General features: G+C 50.0%; 13 protein-coding genes. All 13 read right to left on the reverse strand.

The genetic code is table 11. From position 1 onward, the window contains the following. Positions 1–13: 13 nt before the first annotated feature. The 13 genes from Q3O60_RS10710 to Q3O60_RS10770 all read right to left on the reverse strand — a co-directional run bounded on the left by Q3O60_RS10710 (position 14) and on the right by Q3O60_RS10770 (position 16,118). Positions 14–1,000 carry an isoaspartyl peptidase/L-asparaginase family protein gene (locus Q3O60_RS10710; RefSeq protein ID WP_305893926.1) on the reverse strand — a complete coding sequence of 329 codons (987 nt, stop codon included), beginning with the start codon at positions 998–1,000 and terminating at the stop codon, positions 14–16. Next, the gene (locus Q3O60_RS10715; protein WP_305893927.1) at positions 997–1,725 is read right to left on the reverse strand and encodes a copper homeostasis protein CutC; all 729 of its coding nucleotides are present in this window, start codon (positions 1,723–1,725) and stop codon (positions 997–999) included. The genes Q3O60_RS10710 and Q3O60_RS10715 overlap by 4 nt, the downstream gene beginning before the upstream one ends. Positions 1,726–1,729: 4 nt before the next feature. Then, the gene (locus Q3O60_RS10720; RefSeq protein WP_305893928.1) at positions 1,730–3,415 is read right to left on the reverse strand and encodes an endo-beta-N-acetylglucosaminidase; all 1,686 of its coding nucleotides are present in this window, start codon (positions 3,413–3,415) and stop codon (positions 1,730–1,732) included. Then, positions 3,412–4,317 (reverse strand): glucosamine kinase nucleotide-binding domain-containing protein, encoded by a 906-nt coding sequence (locus Q3O60_RS10725; RefSeq protein WP_305893929.1) that lies wholly within the window; start codon positions 4,315–4,317, stop codon positions 3,412–3,414. The genes Q3O60_RS10720 and Q3O60_RS10725 overlap by 4 nt, the downstream gene beginning before the upstream one ends. A 40-nt stretch (positions 4,318–4,357) precedes the next feature. Further along, complete coding sequence (locus tag Q3O60_RS10730) at positions 4,358–4,699, reverse strand: c-type cytochrome (protein ID WP_305893930.1); 342 nt, start codon at positions 4,697–4,699, stop codon at positions 4,358–4,360. Between the two features lie 59 nt (positions 4,700–4,758). Next, positions 4,759–7,482, reverse strand: a complete 2,724-nt coding sequence (locus Q3O60_RS10735; protein ID WP_305893931.1) for a discoidin domain-containing protein — start codon at positions 7,480–7,482, stop codon at positions 4,759–4,761. Positions 7,483–7,547: 65 nt separating this feature from the next. Next, positions 7,548–10,496: a TonB-dependent receptor gene (locus Q3O60_RS10740; protein ID WP_305893932.1), complete on the reverse strand. Its 2,949-nt coding sequence runs from the start codon at positions 10,494–10,496 to the stop codon at positions 7,548–7,550. Positions 10,497–10,632: 136 nt separating this feature from the next. After that, positions 10,633–11,280 carry a gluconate 2-dehydrogenase subunit 3 family protein gene (locus tag Q3O60_RS10745; protein ID WP_305893933.1) on the reverse strand — a complete coding sequence of 216 codons (648 nt, stop codon included), beginning with the start codon at positions 11,278–11,280 and terminating at the stop codon, positions 10,633–10,635. A gap of 1 nt (position 11,281) precedes the next feature. Beyond that, complete coding sequence (locus Q3O60_RS10750; protein ID WP_305893934.1) at positions 11,282–13,081, reverse strand: GMC oxidoreductase; 1,800 nt, start codon at positions 13,079–13,081, stop codon at positions 11,282–11,284. Between the two features lie 90 nt (positions 13,082–13,171). Next, positions 13,172–14,074, reverse strand: a complete 903-nt coding sequence (locus Q3O60_RS10755; RefSeq protein ID WP_305893935.1) for a sugar phosphate isomerase/epimerase family protein — start codon at positions 14,072–14,074, stop codon at positions 13,172–13,174. Further along, positions 14,071–14,262 carry a twin-arginine translocase TatA/TatE family subunit gene (gene tatA / locus Q3O60_RS10760; RefSeq protein ID WP_305893936.1) on the reverse strand — a complete coding sequence of 64 codons (192 nt, stop codon included), beginning with the start codon at positions 14,260–14,262 and terminating at the stop codon, positions 14,071–14,073. The genes Q3O60_RS10755 and tatA overlap by 4 nt, the downstream gene beginning before the upstream one ends. Before the next feature lie 32 nt (positions 14,263–14,294). Beyond that, positions 14,295–14,990, reverse strand: coding sequence for a 3-keto-disaccharide hydrolase (locus Q3O60_RS10765; RefSeq protein ID WP_305893937.1), 696 nt, complete (start codon positions 14,988–14,990; stop codon positions 14,295–14,297). 117 nt (positions 14,991–15,107) lie between these two features. Further along, on the reverse strand, positions 15,108–16,118 hold the full coding sequence (locus Q3O60_RS10770; protein ID WP_305893938.1) for a LacI family DNA-binding transcriptional regulator: 1,011 nt from the start codon (positions 16,116–16,118) through the stop codon (positions 15,108–15,110). Positions 16,119–16,155: the final 37 nt, after the last annotated feature.

Consider the following 16,155-nt stretch of genomic DNA (forward strand, 5'->3'; position numbering starts at 1 on the left):
GCCGGAAAGTCGTTTATAACAAGGCTGATGCCGCAATCAGCTCAGTCTGTACAGGAGATTGAATCGCATAATTAAAGCCTGACTGCAGGCAGAAACTGCCATGCTCACCCATTTTGTTGATGGCAATAAAACCGATTTGCGTATCGGCAATCGCGGCCTTTCGTTGCACCAATTTCTGATGAATACGCCGGACAGCCTCCTCACAGGCCGCTTGAGGTGATAGCCCCTGGCGCATCAGCTCCACCACCAAAAAAGAGCCAGTGACTCGGATCACTTCTTCACCATGTCCGGTCGCAGTGGCGGCTCCGACGTCATTATCGACATAAAGCCCGGCACCAATGATGGGCGAATCACCGATCCGGCCGTGCATTTTATACGCCATACCACTGGTGGTGCAGGCTCCGGATAAATTACCCTCGTTATCCAATGCCAGCATACCAATGGTATCGTGGTTTTCAATATTGACGACAGGCCGGTAATTGCCATCGTTTAGCCATTGCTGCCATTCTCGCTCGGATTGCTCGGTCAGCAGGTTTTCCAGCACAAATCCTTGCTCAAGAGCAAATTGCTGAGCTCCCTGACCTACCAGCATGACATGGGGTGTCTGCTCCATTACAGCACGGGCCACAGCCACCGGATGTTTAATCTGCTCCAATGCCGCGACCGAGCCAATATTGGCCTGGTGATCCATAATGCAGGCATCCAGGGTCACCTTGCCATCCCTGTCTGGCCGGCCACCATAACCGACACTGCGTTCAGCAGGATCGGCCTCGACCAGCATCACCCCCTGTTGCACCGCATCCAGAGCGTTGCCACCTTGTTCAAGTACCTGCCAGGCCACTTTATTGGCCTGCATACCAAAATCCCAGGTGCTGATCACCACTGGCTTGGCCGCAGTAGCTGGCGTAGCTACCGATGCTCGTAGCATGCCATGTGCCTGCCAACTCGTTGCCAGACCAAGGGCTGAGGCCAACTTTACAAAATTGCGCCGGGTCATCATAAAGGTGTATCTCCTGTGTGTCCGAGTAACTGCAGAGCCTGTGCCAGGCGATCTGGTAGCAGCCGGTGTTGCTGTAATAAATCACGATGAAAGTGCCAGTAAGCTGGCTGTAGCTGTTGTTGTAGCTTCGGCAATAACCCTAGCGTGACACCACCACCAAACACCCATTGCCCGCCGAATGAGGACTGCTGCAAACGCCGGAGCTGACTGATACCTGCTTCAATGCCAAGGCCTGATTGCCAATGGGTACCATTGGTTAAAATGCGCTGTAATGGGTAATCCTGAAGTTCGTACAGCACCTCTTCAGGGGACTGACTGGCATCAAAAGCGCGGTGAAAAGTACTGACTAACTGGTAATCGACGCAGCGTTGCATCAACAGTTCCATTGCCTGGTGATCAACCGCACCATCTGCAGTCAGGCAACCGAACACCACGCCATCAGCTCCCAGATCGGCTGCTTGTTTCATTTGCCGGGCCATCAGCTGCAATTCATCAGCTTGATAATGAAAACCGCCGGCTCTGGGTCTGATCATGACCATTAAGCGAGTCGTATCAGTACAATGCCGACGAGCCTGCGCAATAACGTCACTCGCTGGCGTCAAGCCGCCTTGATGCATGCTTGCGCACAACTCAATACTGCCAACCCCAACAGCACTGGCCAGCTGAATATTCTCGGTCAGCGGCCCTTGATCACTGGCTAAACAGACTTCTAATTCTGCGCGCATACCATCACTCAATCGCCAGTTGACCCAGCCAGGCTTTATAATCTGAGATCCCTTCGGGTAAGTAAATGCCAATACGCTGAATTGTCTGGCCTACATAATCAGCCAATGGAAAGCGCTGTTGCTGCCAATGCTCATGACCAGTTGGCAATTCGTAATGAAGGGTGCTGCCATCATCCAGCTCAAGCCACAGCTGCAAGCCGATAGCACCTGCTGGTTGCCGGCTTACTGCAGTTAATTGTGGCTCACCAGTCAGCAGTAACTCAGTCAGATACAGTGGCACCACTACACTGCCTTGACGGGTATCAGCCTGTAATTGCAATGAACTGCCTCCCTGCCAAGCATGCTCAAAATCATAGTGGATTTCTGCTTCACCTGCACCAAGCACCGCAAATTGCCAGCTCGGTAACCGATCTTGCTGACGAATATCATGCCAGCCTCCCGCCAGGCGCTCGCCCTGATCAAACAGATAGTTGCCATGCCCGGTGTTGAAGCTGGTATAAAAAGGCAACGAATGGCTTACTGTCCGGGCCGGAATATAACGCTGCAAGCCTGCCCAACCTACCTCATTGCCCTCACCAGCGGCATTCAGGCTATCACCGGCAAACAGGCGTTGCTCGGTCTGATAAAACTGCTGAACCTCTGCCGGGTTCTGACTGAACTGATGAAAAGCAGCCTGACGCTCATCGCCATCAAACCGGTACGTGAAATTAACCCCAAACAACGCCAGTGATGTCCAGGCCTGAGTGCTATCAGGCTGGAATAAAGCCGATAGCCAGCGAGTATCACGAAAAGCAGGCTGATCGTTTCGACCGGGCCAGAGATCAGCTCCGGTAAAAATCCTAAACGGGTCAACACCATGCTGTCGGGCCAGTTGATGACTGCGCTGTGGCTGGCCTGCCTTCCAAAAATAATTTAAAAACACCGCATCAGCCAGTAAGTCTTGCTCGGGCCGGAGAAAGTCGGCCAGTCGGTTGTTGTATTCATTTTGCCAGCGAACCGCTCCCGAGGTTAGCATGGCATCGTACCAGTGAATTTCCATGCCCTCAGGGCGCTGTTGCATTAGGTACGCCATAAATTGCTGCATCTGACTGGCTATGTGCCGGGCTTCCTGCTCAGGCAAAGCCGATAAATCGGTCTCTTGATTCATCAACCAACCATCAAAGCCATAAAAAGTGGCCATCGCCAGCAGTTTATCAGCCAATGGAAAACCACCTTGCTCGTCTTGCTGCAGGGCTGCGGCCAAGCGCTCAGGCTGCCCTCCCCACGCGGTTGGCGCAAAAAACACCGAACCAATCACTTTTACGCCATTGCGATGCGCCACATCAACCCAGGACGCGGCGGGCAGATTCACTGTGTTATCCGCCGTGCCAGCAAACCAATTGAGTACGTCAATACTGCTCCAATGACGAAACAGATAGTAATTCATCTCTGACTGTGGCTGTTCAAATGCCAGGTTATCCATACCATCTGGTGCGATCAATACTTGCAGCCTCGGGTCTAGCTCAGGCCACAGCTGTCCCTGCTCCGGGATACTGCGCGGGGCCAGAGGTTCACTGGCTCTGACATGTAATTCAGAGACCGCTTGTTTTTCTGACCAATCCAGTGCTTGTTGTAGTGTAAAAGACAATGAACTTGCCTGCACAGATTGGCATGAATAAAACCACACCAGTATAGCTAAGTACCATCTCATCCCATTCTCTCCATACGGTGCTGCGGGTATTCTCGACGAGCCAGCCAGATAGCCCCTTGCTGCGCTGAAGCTGCTGGTGACACCAGAGCCTGACGAGTCTGAGCAGACAACCAGGGAGTGATAGACCCGGCAACTCCGCCCAATAAGCACAGCGGCAATGAGCCATCTTGCAGTAAGCGAGTGACAACCAGCTCAATAAACGCAGCGCCTTGCCTCAAAATAGCGCAGGCGACTTCATCTTGTTCATCGGCGGCGGCAAAGACCAACGGCGCCAAACGAGCGTATAGTTCTGGTGTGGCACTCAACAGCTTCTCTGCCAGCAAATAACCAGAACACCCCAAATCATCATGCAACCGTTCACTTAACTGGGTTGCAGGCCCCACCTCATCCAGAGCCAGCAAGACTGCTTTCACGGCTTCCAGCCCCAAGCCAGCACCACTACAGGTGGCATTGACCGGAAAGCCATAGCCTCCAATCAAATGCTCCTGACCTTGCCGAAGTGCGATAGCACTAAAGCCGGTGCCAAGAATAATCACAGCGCCATCTTGGCCTGCATGTGCTCCCAGGCAAGCGGTATGTAAATCCGTGGTCAATTGCCAACTGGCAAAAGGAAGCGACCAGTTCAGCGCTTGCTGCCTTAACTCTGGTAAATGTGCGCCAGCCATACCGGCTGCCACATGCAGCCGGTTTATATCGTCAGGTTGCAAACCGGCCAGCTGTATTGCCGTTTGCAAAGCCAGCATGATTTCTTGCTGCACTCGCTGCGGCCCCAACCCCAGGTTGGACGGACCACTTTTCGCGGTTGCCAATTCATCGCCGACCGCATTTTCCAGCCGCACCCGACAATGACTACCACCAGCATCGATTCCTGCAAATAGTGGCGGGTTATCAGCAAGCCTCATGCAGACCTCCTGTAGATGCCTGACGAAAACTATCCATCAGTCAGCTCCTCGATTGCTGACTGAAAAAAGCAGCCAGATCCGCGATGTCTTCATCCGTTAACTCTTGCGCCATCGGTGTCATCAAAGCAGCCATCCCTCCTTGCCGGCTTCCCTCCCGATAGGCAAATAGTGCCTGCTTTAAATCATCTAGCGGCTGACCAGCCAGTGACGGGTACATAGTAGGAACAGGGCTGTTGCCATCCGCACCATGGCAGGCACTACAGACTGCCGACTTTTGCTGGCCTGCTTCAGGGTTCCCAGCAGCCTGTACCGGTAAAGAGCCCAATAAAGCAATAGCAGCCACACAAACGAAGTACTTCAAACAAAAATAGTGTATGTGCATTTTTTGTCTCCAACGGCGGGGGCAAAGCACCGGCTTGCCCCGCCCGTTAACAGTTATGCCTAGAGGCCTATCAGCTCAAAGTTTGCCACCTGCATCAGACTGTCATCGCCTTTATTCTTGCTGATTTCAATCCGATAATGACTAAAACTGCGGCCATTTAACAATGGGAACTCCCGACGCTGAAAGCGCTGGTCAAATGATTCACCCGCCCAGTCACCTAATAGGGTCCATTGGCTGCCATCCTGTGAGCCTAACAAGCGGAAATTTTCAGGATCCCTGCTCGGTGCATCATTGGCACTGGTCACCGCCAGGCTGCTTACCACCACAGGTTCAGGCAGAACCACTTCCACCCAGGCAGGTTCTTCCGCAGTCGGCACGCCCGCATTATCGAGCCACTTGGTTGCTGCATTATTATCAAACGCCATAGCCCCTGCCTCTGAATCACTGATACGAGCCCGCTCTGTGATGCTAATACCAGGCATCAGGCTGTGATTAACCGCTTGATACTGCGGCCCGATTAGCTCTACTTCCGCCACTTGCATTAAGCTGGTATCGCCTTTATTCTTGGTGATATTCAGTCGGTAATGCTGAAAACCGAGCAAGTTAGAGAGTGGAAAGACTTGCCTTTCAAAGCGTTGCTCAAAAGAGACGCCTGCCCAGTGACCCAAGGTGAACCACTCTGAACCATCATGTGAGGCCTGAAGGCTAAAGTTTTCTGGATCGCGATCCGGTGCATCGTTAGCACTGAGCAAGCCTAGCATGGTCACTGCCTGAGGCTCTGGCAGTTCAATTTCTACCCAGGATGGCTCCTCCGCCGTTGGAATGGCGGTATTATCCAACCACTTGGATTGAGGGTCACCATCAAAAGAAAAAGCACCCGCTTCGCCAGCACTAATGGCTCCCCGTTCTCGGATCTCACTATAGGCAAGACCATGATTTAACGCTGGGACCTCAGGACCAAGCAGCTCGATTTCAGCCACTTGCATCAAGCTGGTATCCCCCTTGTTTTTACTGATATTCAGCCGGTATGAGCTAAACGCCAACCCATTGCCAACCGGAAAAATCCGTCGCTGAAAGCGATCATCAAAAGACTCTCCGGCCCATTCGGCTAACAGAGTCCAGCTAGCTCCTCCATCATTTGACGCTAATAAACTAAAGTTTTCCGGATCACGATCCGGGGCATCATTTGCACTGGTCAAAGCCAAGTTAGCAACCGCTACAGGCTCAGCGTAATCCACCTGGACCCATGAAGGCTCATCCACCGTTGGGATCGCCGTGTTATCCAACCACTTGGTATTGATGTCACCATCAAATGCCATATCGGCCGCTTCTGCATCACCGATAGCGCCACGGGCACTGATTTGAGCAGGCACATGGCGAGTATCCGGGTAAACCGGACCAAAAAACTCAATTTCAGCCAATTGCAGCAAACTGCTATCACCACGGTTTTTACTGATGTTAAGACGGTAGTACTGAAATGGCAGGCTATTCATAACACTGAAGTTTTTCGTTTCAAACCGCTCATCAAAAGCAGCACCTGCCCAGTCTCCGAGCGTAAACCAGTGCTCACCATCATGAGATGCTAAGAGGCTAAAGTTCTCTGGGTCACGGTCCGGCGCATCATTCGCACTGGTTATTGCCAGCACACTGACCGCGACAGGATCTTGAAACTGCACCTGGATCCAACTTGGCTCTTCCTCGGATGGAATCCCAGTGTCATCCAGCCACTTGGTATCCTGTGAGCCATCAAAGGCACTTTGCTCACTCTCAGCTTCGCTAATAGCACCCCGGCCAGTAATAACGGCCCCTTGCATCGAGTCGGTTCCAGTATATGCCCTAATGGGGCCTGTACTACCTGCCGATTGCTCCAAAGATAAGTCAACATCAATAATAGCTTCAGCTGTCAGACCCAGCTCATCCAATACCGGATGGGCCTGTAAAGCGCCTACTAATTGCTGACGCAACGAGCTAGCCGCTTCAACGTCACCAGTTGACGCAGCCTGAATCCACTCTTTTGCTTGTAGCATAGTGTCCGCCAGGGTGCTATCAGCAGCAAAGCCAGCAAAAGCCGCATTGACCAAAGTCAGTCGCTGTTGCAGTGGTGATAGCTCTGATAACGCATGCAGTGACTCAGCACTGACCAGTGGTAACTCAAATAAATTGACACCACTGACATCAACCCCCAGGATCCGCAGCAACAAAGTAGAAAACTCTTGCTGAGCAGGCTCAAATGTTGCCAGCGCGGAGATATTGCGACCTTCAGCCATAGCCGCCTCAACCAGTACCGTCGCCAAGTGGGTCAGAGCATTGATTTGAAACGATGTATCCCCACTCCCGGTACTGCCAAGCGGTGCCCGTAACCACATTAAGCTATGCAGTTCAACCGCCCCCAACAGTGCAGCGTCAACATCTCCACTAAGAGGAATATCGCCACAGATCACAGCATCACAAATCATCTGGCTGTCATCGGTGACACGGGCACTAGCACGATATAAACCATTAAATGCATAACCTGGCGCACTGTTGAGTGTTGCTGACACCATCCCGTGCTGATCAGAGATCAAACTGCCCGAAATCTGATGTGTGGTTCCACTCAACGACTGGATACTCAGCTCGGCCCCGCTTAAAGTGCCTTTGATAAATTGACCCGATAAGGCCACTGAAGTGGATACCGGTGTTGGAGCGTCCTGAACATCCGGGTCATCTCCAGCATCACAACCGGTTAATGCTCCGAGGATGACAGCAATGGAAAGTGCTAACTTTGTTTGTTGTATTGTTTTCATAATAATGTCTGCCTTCTAAGCTTGTCAGTTCACAACTTGCCTGCCCTATCAGCAGGCTTGATGGATTAAAAGTTGTAGGTAAATCCTGCGTAAAAACGTCGCCCGCTGTAACTGGTATTGAGTAACCTTGCCTGGGTATCACTCCCCAAGCGGGAGGTCGACTCAGAGCGGGTCAGGTTGATCACTGACGCATTTAGAATAAAGTTTTCCGACAAGCTATAGGAGCCATTCACATCAATCTGAGCATAAGGATCCTGGTACACATTCAAGCCACTATTGATGCCAAGAACGGTCTGCCCGCGCTTGTTATAAGATGCACGCACACTGTAATCATCGGTTTCATAATAAGCAGACAGGTTGTATTGATATTTGGCGCTACCAACCAGAGGTGACTCACCAAACTTTTCACCTTCCACATTGACATCTGCTTTATTGGTGCTGTTGTAAGTGTAATTGGCATACACACCAAAGCCGCTGTCAAAACTGTGCTGCATGAAGAGCTCAACACCTCTGGATTTAGCGTTACTGCCATTACCGACAGTGCTGTAGGGGCTGATGGTAATTTGTCCCTCTTCGACGATGCCTGGCATACCGGCGAAGTCTCGTGTTGAGTCGATGATCAGAGGCACAACAAAGTTATCGACATCTTTATAAAACAGCGCCATCCCCAGAGCCGAACCGGTGTCGTAGTAGTACTCAATCGATAAATCAGCCTGGGTGGATAAAAAGGGCTTTAAGTTTTTATTGCCGCCACTGCCCCGAAAGCCCGGTAATTCATTAAATTCAGCACGATCCTTGGCCCATTCATCGGAGATAAATGTAATCCGCTCCTGACTGCCCATAGAATTGTAACCCGGACGGGACATCACTCGCGCCAAAGCCCCACGCACCACCAGATCATCCGATGCATCCCACACCAGGTTCAGGCTGGGCAGAGCATAGGTATCGGTATTCACCTGCGTGATTAAATCCCATTGTTCTATAAAACGATCATCACCCGTGACTGGCTCACCGGTTTCATCATCAGTATGATCAAGAAAGTAGGTGTACAAATCCGTAGAGGAGCCTACGGTCTTGGTACGAACTAGGCGCAACCCCATATTGCCGCGAAAGGCACTAAACTCAAAATCACCCTGTAGGTAAGCCGCTGTTGTTTTTTCTTCAATATCGTAGACAAAGTTATCTTCAATCCGGGTGTAAAGTTGGTAGTTAGCCAGAATAATATCGCGATACTTATCCCAATCAATGACCGGCATCAGATTGATATTGAACCCACCAGCAATATTTCCTTCCCCTTGAGTTTTAAATACATCTTTTGCCAGAGGCATGCCATCATTCCATTGATAACTATCGAACACATCAATGCCTCGGCCACTAGCCAATGCTCCCTCGATATCAAAATCAGGATCTAGAAAGAAATTATTGCCTGTCTCTCGGTGTAGTTCAGCATCGCGTAGCTTCAGACCGGTTCGTACCGTATGAAATATCCCCCAATCAACATCAACATCGAGATCTACCTGAGCGTAGCGCTCTTGCAAGGTACTGCGCACAAAACTGGAGCTGGATGAACCGGGGTCTCGTCCACCTCCCATGCCATTTAGCATATTCGTTAATGTATTTGGGTCCATGTACATACTAACCCGATCACCGAGTGACCAACCGGCATATTGAGCAGCATTCACAATACTATCTTCGCCCTCACCCCAGTTGGAGCTTTTATAAGCGGCCTCCCAACTTTCGGTCGGTCCACCTTTGGCTTTGGTATTACCAGCCACAAAACGAAGGGTGAAACGATCACCGTAATAGTTGTAATTAAAATCAAAGGTGTCGGAGGTCGACTTTTCCCGAACATAGGTGCCACGCATCCACGGGAATTGCATATCATTCTGAACACCGCCAGCCCCAACGGTGTAATCCATGCCGGTGATAATGGTACCAGAGTCATCCACAGTCACATTGGTCAAAAAGTTAGGGTTAAGTGACCACTCCGGAATATCGACCACGGATAAAGTGCGATCTTGCCCTAGCCGAAAACCAAAGTAATTAAAACCAAACTCAGTGCGCTCGGTCGGGCGCCATTGGCTCGATAACTGAAAGCCGTCTCGTTCGCGACTCTCATTAGTCACAGCTGTGCGTGCAACCTGAGGAAACCAATAGCCTTGATAACGGTTGCCGAATGCATCGTTGACAGCTCCCCAGCCATTGTCGTTATCAACCGGATTCCCATCCACATCAATTGCGTCTTCTTCACCATTCCAGCGCCAGATATTCGAGTTGGTACCACCGGATAAGGTGCGGTTGGTTCGATGCTGCCGGGTAAAGCCAACCAGCACCCCAAAAGATTCAGCCTCATTTTTCCAGGAATACACACCGGTAAACTGCGGCTCATGCTTGTCAGTCACATCAGCATAGGTACTCTCCAGATTAAGCACTCCGGAACCTGCAGCCATTTCCAGAGGCTTACGGCTATGCAGCAGCACGGTCCCGCCCACCCCTCCGGCGTCAAGGCGTGCTTCAGGTGACTTGAAGACCTCAACCCGCTGGATCATTGCCGATGGCAATAAACCATAGTCAAAGGAACGCGATGGCTCGCCCGGCGACGATGCAATGAAATTACCGTTTAACTGAGTAAAAGTTAAATCGGATGACAAACCACGAATACTAACGGTGGAGCCCTCACCACCACTTCGCTGGATCACCACACCCGGCACTCGTTGCAACGAGTCCGCGACGTTTTTATCAGGAAACTTACCGATATCCTCAGCCGTGATCACATCGACAACAGCACTGGAGTATCTCTTGAGCAGCATGTTTTCCGCCATACTAGCCCGAATCCCCCGCACTTCAATGACTTCCACGTCGTCGTGATTCGCTTCTTTATCTGGAGACCCGGTATCCGCAAACACTGCCATAGATGCCGAAGCACTGAACCAAAGTATCGATGAAACCAGAGTCGCCACCCGGGTTTTACGACTATACAATTTACTACTGTTTTTCCTCGTCTTGTTGCACATAATTTGCTCTCTTTTTATAGTTTGTTAAGTTCTGAGCAATAGTTCCTCTAACCGCCTAAACGCAGCCCGAACCCTGTTGTCGTATGATGAGCAGAGCTTCTTTACAGAAGCTCATAATGTTGCGCCGGCAGGCGCTTTATGATTTGAGTTTCAGCATTCGCAGTACCTCATCTGATGGGCCCTCGAAAGTCTGCATAGGGCGGTTTCCGATGTAGCCAATATCAGCCATACCTTCAGTGGTGGTATAAAAAGCGGTGGCAGCCAAATCCCGCACTTTGGCAAAGAAACGAGCACCATAACGATGCTCAGGTTTGGCTCTGGATTCCAGGCAAATATCATCGCAAATCTGTTCGCGCTGCATTGCATTTAGCTGTCGAAATGACTGATTGAAACGTTTCCTGGCTTCCGCGTTCAACCACACAATGCCGCCACGCACCAGCACCAAATCACGTTCTTGCTGCGGATACGGTGCACTGACCCACTCATTGATAAAACCAGGAGCCCCAAGGCTACTGGCAGCTGGAGATTGATCGTCAGCAGGAATAATCACATCCACAAGGACCGCCAGCTCTTCCAGCTCTTGTTGGGTTAATTTCATTGACCAGTGCACCACCGGATTTAACAAATCCGGATCGGTCGGACTAAAGATAACCTCCGCACCTTTGGTTTTTGCCTGCACCGCAGCAGAGCTGGCAGAAAAGCCAAGTAATGGTGCCGAAGCGGCCGCAGCTCCCAGCAGTTTCAAGGTCTGACGACGGTGCAGATTAGTCGTTGAATTACTCATGTTAAATAGCCCTCTGCTTGAACTGTTCCACGATGTAATCGCTGGTACGCCAAGCCAGCGCCATAATGGTCAAAGTTGGATTTTTATCAGCTTTTGAAGGAAAAGGTGCACCATCAGTTACAAAAAGATTCGGTACATCCCAACTTTGGCAGTATTGATTTAGAACTGACTTACCACGATCAGCCCCCATAATGGTGCCACCAATTTCATGAATGATGGAGCCACCGTTACTGATCGCTTTGCTGCCATCCGAGTGAATTGTGCTGGTTACCTTACCGCCCATTTGCTCAATGATTTCAGCAAAGGTTTTGTGCATGTGTGCCACCATATTGGTTTCATGATCAGACCACTTCCAATGAAACTTCAGGATAGGGATCCCCCATTGGTCAACCCGATCTGAATCAATTTCGCAAAAGCTATCCTCATTTGGGATCATCGATCCCCGGCCAGCAAAGTGAACAAAAGTGCCATAGTATCGCCGGCAAGCGTCTTTATAGTCTTTGCCATAAGCCCCATCAGTGAATGATTCCAAGCCACCAAATACGCCGGCTCCAGGCATGGTTCGACCACCACTCATTTCAATATGATACCCCTTAGCAAAATTCAGCTTGCCCGCTTTTTGCTCCTTATACAGCCACCAGGGCTGATACAAGTGATGGCCGGAGGAGCCATCTTCATTCATCGGAGGCAAGCCTTCCAGCGCCGGGATCTGACCAGTGACACCACCTCCCACTGAATCCATCAAATATTTGCCCACCAACCCGGAACTATTGGCAATGCCATCAGGAAACAAGCTGCTGCGAGAGTTCAGGAAAATCCGTGAAGTTTCTGCCGCGCTGGCGGCAACCACCACAGCACGCCCTTTCACTTTTCGTTCCTGCCGGCTGGTTTTATCAATGTAAATCACTCCATCTGCTTTCCCTGCAGCATTAAGAGTGACTTCACGTACCATGGCATTGCTAATAATATTCAGATTGCCGGTGGCCAATGCAGGCGGGATCAGAACGGTGGTTGACTGGAACGCCGCTTTGATCGAGCACCCCCGACCACAATGGGTTGCCCAAAAGCAGGCTGCTCTGGCTTGCATAGAATCTGCAGTCACTTTCTGGCCTAGTGGATTATTTGGAAAAAGCTTTTTTGGTAAGACTTTATGGTCCTGTCGCTTCGTCAAAATCGCCAGATGGCCGGGGATCACCGGAATATCCATTTCGTTGCAGGCTTTTTTTGCCAGCAACTCGTAAGCTCTAGGCTTTGGCGGCGGCTGTAAAATCCCAGCTGGCGAGTCCGGCGTATTTTCTAAGTTATGCCCGGTCTCGCCATACACTCCCACCAGCATTTCTGTTTTATCGTAGTAAGGGGCTATATCTTCATAACTAACCGGCCAATCAAAGCCCAAACCATCCCGACTGTATGGTTTAAAGTCATAGGGGCCATTTCGTAATGAAATACGCCCCCAGTGGTTGGTCCGGCCCCCCATCATCCGTGCACGCCACCAACTAAATTGTTGTTTTGGATCAGAGCTGGCCTGACTATAGGGCTCACCTGGTACCTGCCAGCCACCATCCACAGTGGCATTATAAAAGCCAAAGGGTCTATCCGGTGTACCAGCATCACGCAAGGGCGCATCTTTGGGCCAGTTAAACATTGGTGTTTCTTTTACCGGGTCGTAATCGCGACCTGCTTCCAACATCAGGACTTTAAGTCCTGCAATAGTAAGCACATAAGCTGACATTCCACCACCAGCCCCTGAACCGACAATAATAACGTCGTATTCTTGTGTATCCGCCTGCATTACTGACATGGCACTCCTCCTGTATCATTGTCTTTTTTATTATTCGGGTATTGCTCCAGCACTGTAACCGGTTACAGTCAAAGGTAAAATAATGACCGGCTAGCTTGTTACCCATACCTGCTTAATCATGTTTTCTAATAAATGCTGACTGCGTCTGATCCCGGTCACTTCATCCGGATCGTCCCCTTCATACTCGATCCCGATGTAGCCTTGATAGCCGGATTTATGAATAATTTCCAGCAAACGACGATAATTCATGCTAGTTTCCCGGCCATTGGCATCAAAATCAAAGGTTTTTGCACTAATACCTTTGGCAAATGGCATCAGCAACTCAGTCCCTTGATATAAATCCCCGGAAAAATTACCAAAATCAGGCAAACTGCCTACATCTGTACGACCACTCTGCTTTAAAACAGCCGCTAGCCACTCAGCATCCATTGAGTGGCCCATATGATTTTCAACAATAATTTGAATGTTGAAATCGTGTGCAAATTCAGCCAGTTTATTTAAACCAATCACAGCAGCTTGTTTTGCAGCGTTTTTTTCGGTTCCTGAATCACCAATACTCACCCTGATTGAGTGGCAACCTAACGCATTAGCAGCCTCAACCCAAGGATAATGATTTTCTATCGCTTGTTGTTGTAACTTTGTATCAGTAGCGGCAAGATCGCCCTCGCCATCGATCATAATTAATAAATTACGCACCCCAACATCATCGGCTCTGAGCTTTAACTGGGCGAAGAAATGCGAGTCACCAGCTTTATCGGCAAAAAACTGGTTCACATACTCAACAGCCTGGATACCAAACCAATCTTTCGTAGCTGCAGGAAAGTTCAACGTACTTAATTGCCCCGAGCGCAAGGTGCGATGCAATGACCACTGCGCCAATGAAATAGATGGTCTACCAGATGCCTGGCCTGCCAATACCCAGCCACTTTTGCAGCTTAATGCCGTTGCACCAGCCAAGGCTGCGCTTAACTCCAAAAATTGACGTCGGTTCATACTTCGTCCTTAACCTTTTGCTCTGCTTCTGTCGGCAATTCGCTAGACTGCTGCAAGCTGTGACGAAGATCTTGCAATGCTCCACCGGCATCGCGCCCAAAGCTACGTAACTTTTTCGTGCCGAAAAGCAGCATAACAATCACCAGAACAATCAACAATTGCCAAATACCAATGCCAGAAAATCCCATGCTGCCTCCTTCAGTTAGCGCTAAAAGTCACCTTACAGCGGGCGAATACGAATAGCACGAAATTTCACCACATCATCATGATCCTGCAGCGCGATCCGGCCTTCAGGCAAACGACCAAATAACTCAAGATCGCTAAATTTACTGTTGGCGACACGTTGATTCCAATCATCGGATCCCAGGGTAAAACTCACCACTTTAATCCCATTTAACCAGTGCTCTACCTGTTGATTTTTAATACGAATACGGGTTTGGTTCCATTCACCCGCCGGCTTGGCTACACTTTGTTGTGGTGGATATAGATCAAAAACTGAGGCACTTTGTTGAATTGGATCAGGGTGCGCCGGGTAATTGGCATCATCGAGCAGTTGATACTCGGGCCCACTAAACCAAACTGGACGAATATCACTATGCACTCGATAGAAAATTCCGCTGTTGCCACCATGAGAGATCTGCCACTCCAGCTCCAGCTCAAAGTCTCCAAAGCTGTCACGGGTCAAAATATCCCCGCCGCCGCCAGCCGTAAGGACTAAGGCACCATCAACAATCTCCCATGGTGCCCGAAGCGCACTGCCATCGGCTTGCATCCAGGCATCCATTGAACTGCCATCAAACAACCACTGCCACTCATTGGCTGAATGATTCGCAGTATCCGAATCTGTGTAATTACACCCCTGCAGTAGTAAAGCCAGGCAACATAGCACGGCAGACCCTGTACTTTTAAAAAACATATATTCTCCTAAGCTTTTATTGTCATTTGTTGTTTAAATAAACACTGTAACCGGTTACATAAACCTTAGTGACTCCATTATTAAATGTCAAGCCCTGATGCAGTTGATCGGACCAGACTACGAGTGAACTTTCTGCTGGGTGCTATCACGAATGATTAACTCATACGGTAACACCAGATGTGACTGAGGCAATGGCAGCTGGTGCATCAATTGATATAATGCTCGCATAGCCTGCCGGCCAATCGCCTCGGCCGGTTGATCAATGGTCGTTAGGGCCGGATTGGTGTAAGCAGAAAATTCAATATTATCAAAACCAGCGACTGAGATATCATCAGGAATACGCACATCTTGAGCTTTCAAGGCTGCCATTGCCCCTATCGCCATTTCATCATTCATCGAGAAAATCGCATCAGGCAAACTATTCTGCTGCAATAGTTGCTCTGCTGCAGCAAAACCAGACCTCATTGAAAAGTCACCTTGTACAATACGCTCTGCTGTCAACCCCAGCCCGGCAGCAAGCAACGCATCCTGCATACCAGACAAACGATCCCGAACTATTGGACTGTCTGGGGGGCCGGTAATCACTGCTATGTCTTTATGGCCACAGTGGAGTAAATACTGACCCATTGCTCTGGCTGCACCACGGTTATCCAACTCGACCACTGGATAGGTTGCATCCGAACTGATCCGTTCACACGCATTGACGAAAGGCACCGCTGCCGCTAAAGCTTTATCATCATCAGAAAAAGGAAAACGCCGATCCAATTGAATAAGCCCATCAGCCTGGCTCGTCAGCCCCATGCGAGCATACTCTTGCTCTCGCTCAATGCAGCCTTGCGTGTCACCTAGCAAAATAGCATAGCCTTTCGTTTGTGCTTCTTGCTCAATACCTCGTATCACTCGGGAAAAAAAAGGGTTCGCTACATTGGGTACTAACACCACCACATTGTATGAGCGACCAGAGCTGAAATTTTTTGCTAACTGATTGGGCCGATAACCAGATTGCCGCACCGCTTCCATCACTTTCTGTCGTGTTTCAGTTGCAACCAGCTCTGGGTTTTTCAAAGCCCGGGAAACCGTTGCCGTAGACACTCCAGCCAGTTTCGAAACCATTCGTATGGTGCTCATAACAACTCTTTTCCTTCGATTTTCTTTCTGCTAGCTT

Origin of the sequence: Alkalimonas collagenimarina, from assembly GCF_030717845.1 — a bacterium.
GTDB lineage: Bacteria > Pseudomonadota > Gammaproteobacteria > Enterobacterales > Alteromonadaceae > Alkalimonas > Alkalimonas collagenimarina.

Coding starts and splice junctions, on each gene's coding strand:
- tatA (WP_305893936.1), bottom strand. CDS start 14,262: ATGGGATTTTCTGGCATTGGTATTTGGCAATTGTTGATTGTTCTGGTG.
- Q3O60_RS10715 (WP_305893927.1), bottom strand. CDS start 1,725: ATGCGCGCAGAATTAGAAGTCTGTTTAGCCAGTGATCAAGGGCCGCTG.
- Q3O60_RS10720 (WP_305893928.1), bottom strand. CDS start 3,415: ATGAGATGGTACTTAGCTATACTGGTGTGGTTTTATTCATGCCAATCT.
- Q3O60_RS10755 (WP_305893935.1), bottom strand. CDS start 14,074: ATGAACCGACGTCAATTTTTGGAGTTAAGCGCAGCCTTGGCTGGTGCA.
- Q3O60_RS10725 (WP_305893929.1), bottom strand. CDS start 4,317: ATGAGGCTTGCTGATAACCCGCCACTATTTGCAGGAATCGATGCTGGT.
- Q3O60_RS10770 (WP_305893938.1), bottom strand. CDS start 16,118: ATGAGCACCATACGAATGGTTTCGAAACTGGCTGGAGTGTCTACGGCA.
- Q3O60_RS10765 (WP_305893937.1), bottom strand. CDS start 14,990: ATGTTTTTTAAAAGTACAGGGTCTGCCGTGCTATGTTGCCTGGCTTTA.
- Q3O60_RS10735 (WP_305893931.1), bottom strand. CDS start 7,482: ATGAAAACAATACAACAAACAAAGTTAGCACTTTCCATTGCTGTCATC.
- Q3O60_RS10730 (WP_305893930.1), bottom strand. CDS start 4,699: ATGCACATACACTATTTTTGTTTGAAGTACTTCGTTTGTGTGGCTGCT.
- Q3O60_RS10710 (WP_305893926.1), bottom strand. CDS start 1,000: ATGATGACCCGGCGCAATTTTGTAAAGTTGGCCTCAGCCCTTGGTCTG.
- Q3O60_RS10740 (WP_305893932.1), bottom strand. CDS start 10,496: ATGTGCAACAAGACGAGGAAAAACAGTAGTAAATTGTATAGTCGTAAA.
- Q3O60_RS10750 (WP_305893934.1), bottom strand. CDS start 13,081: ATGTCAGTAATGCAGGCGGATACACAAGAATACGACGTTATTATTGTC.
- Q3O60_RS10745 (WP_305893933.1), bottom strand. CDS start 11,280: ATGAGTAATTCAACGACTAATCTGCACCGTCGTCAGACCTTGAAACTG.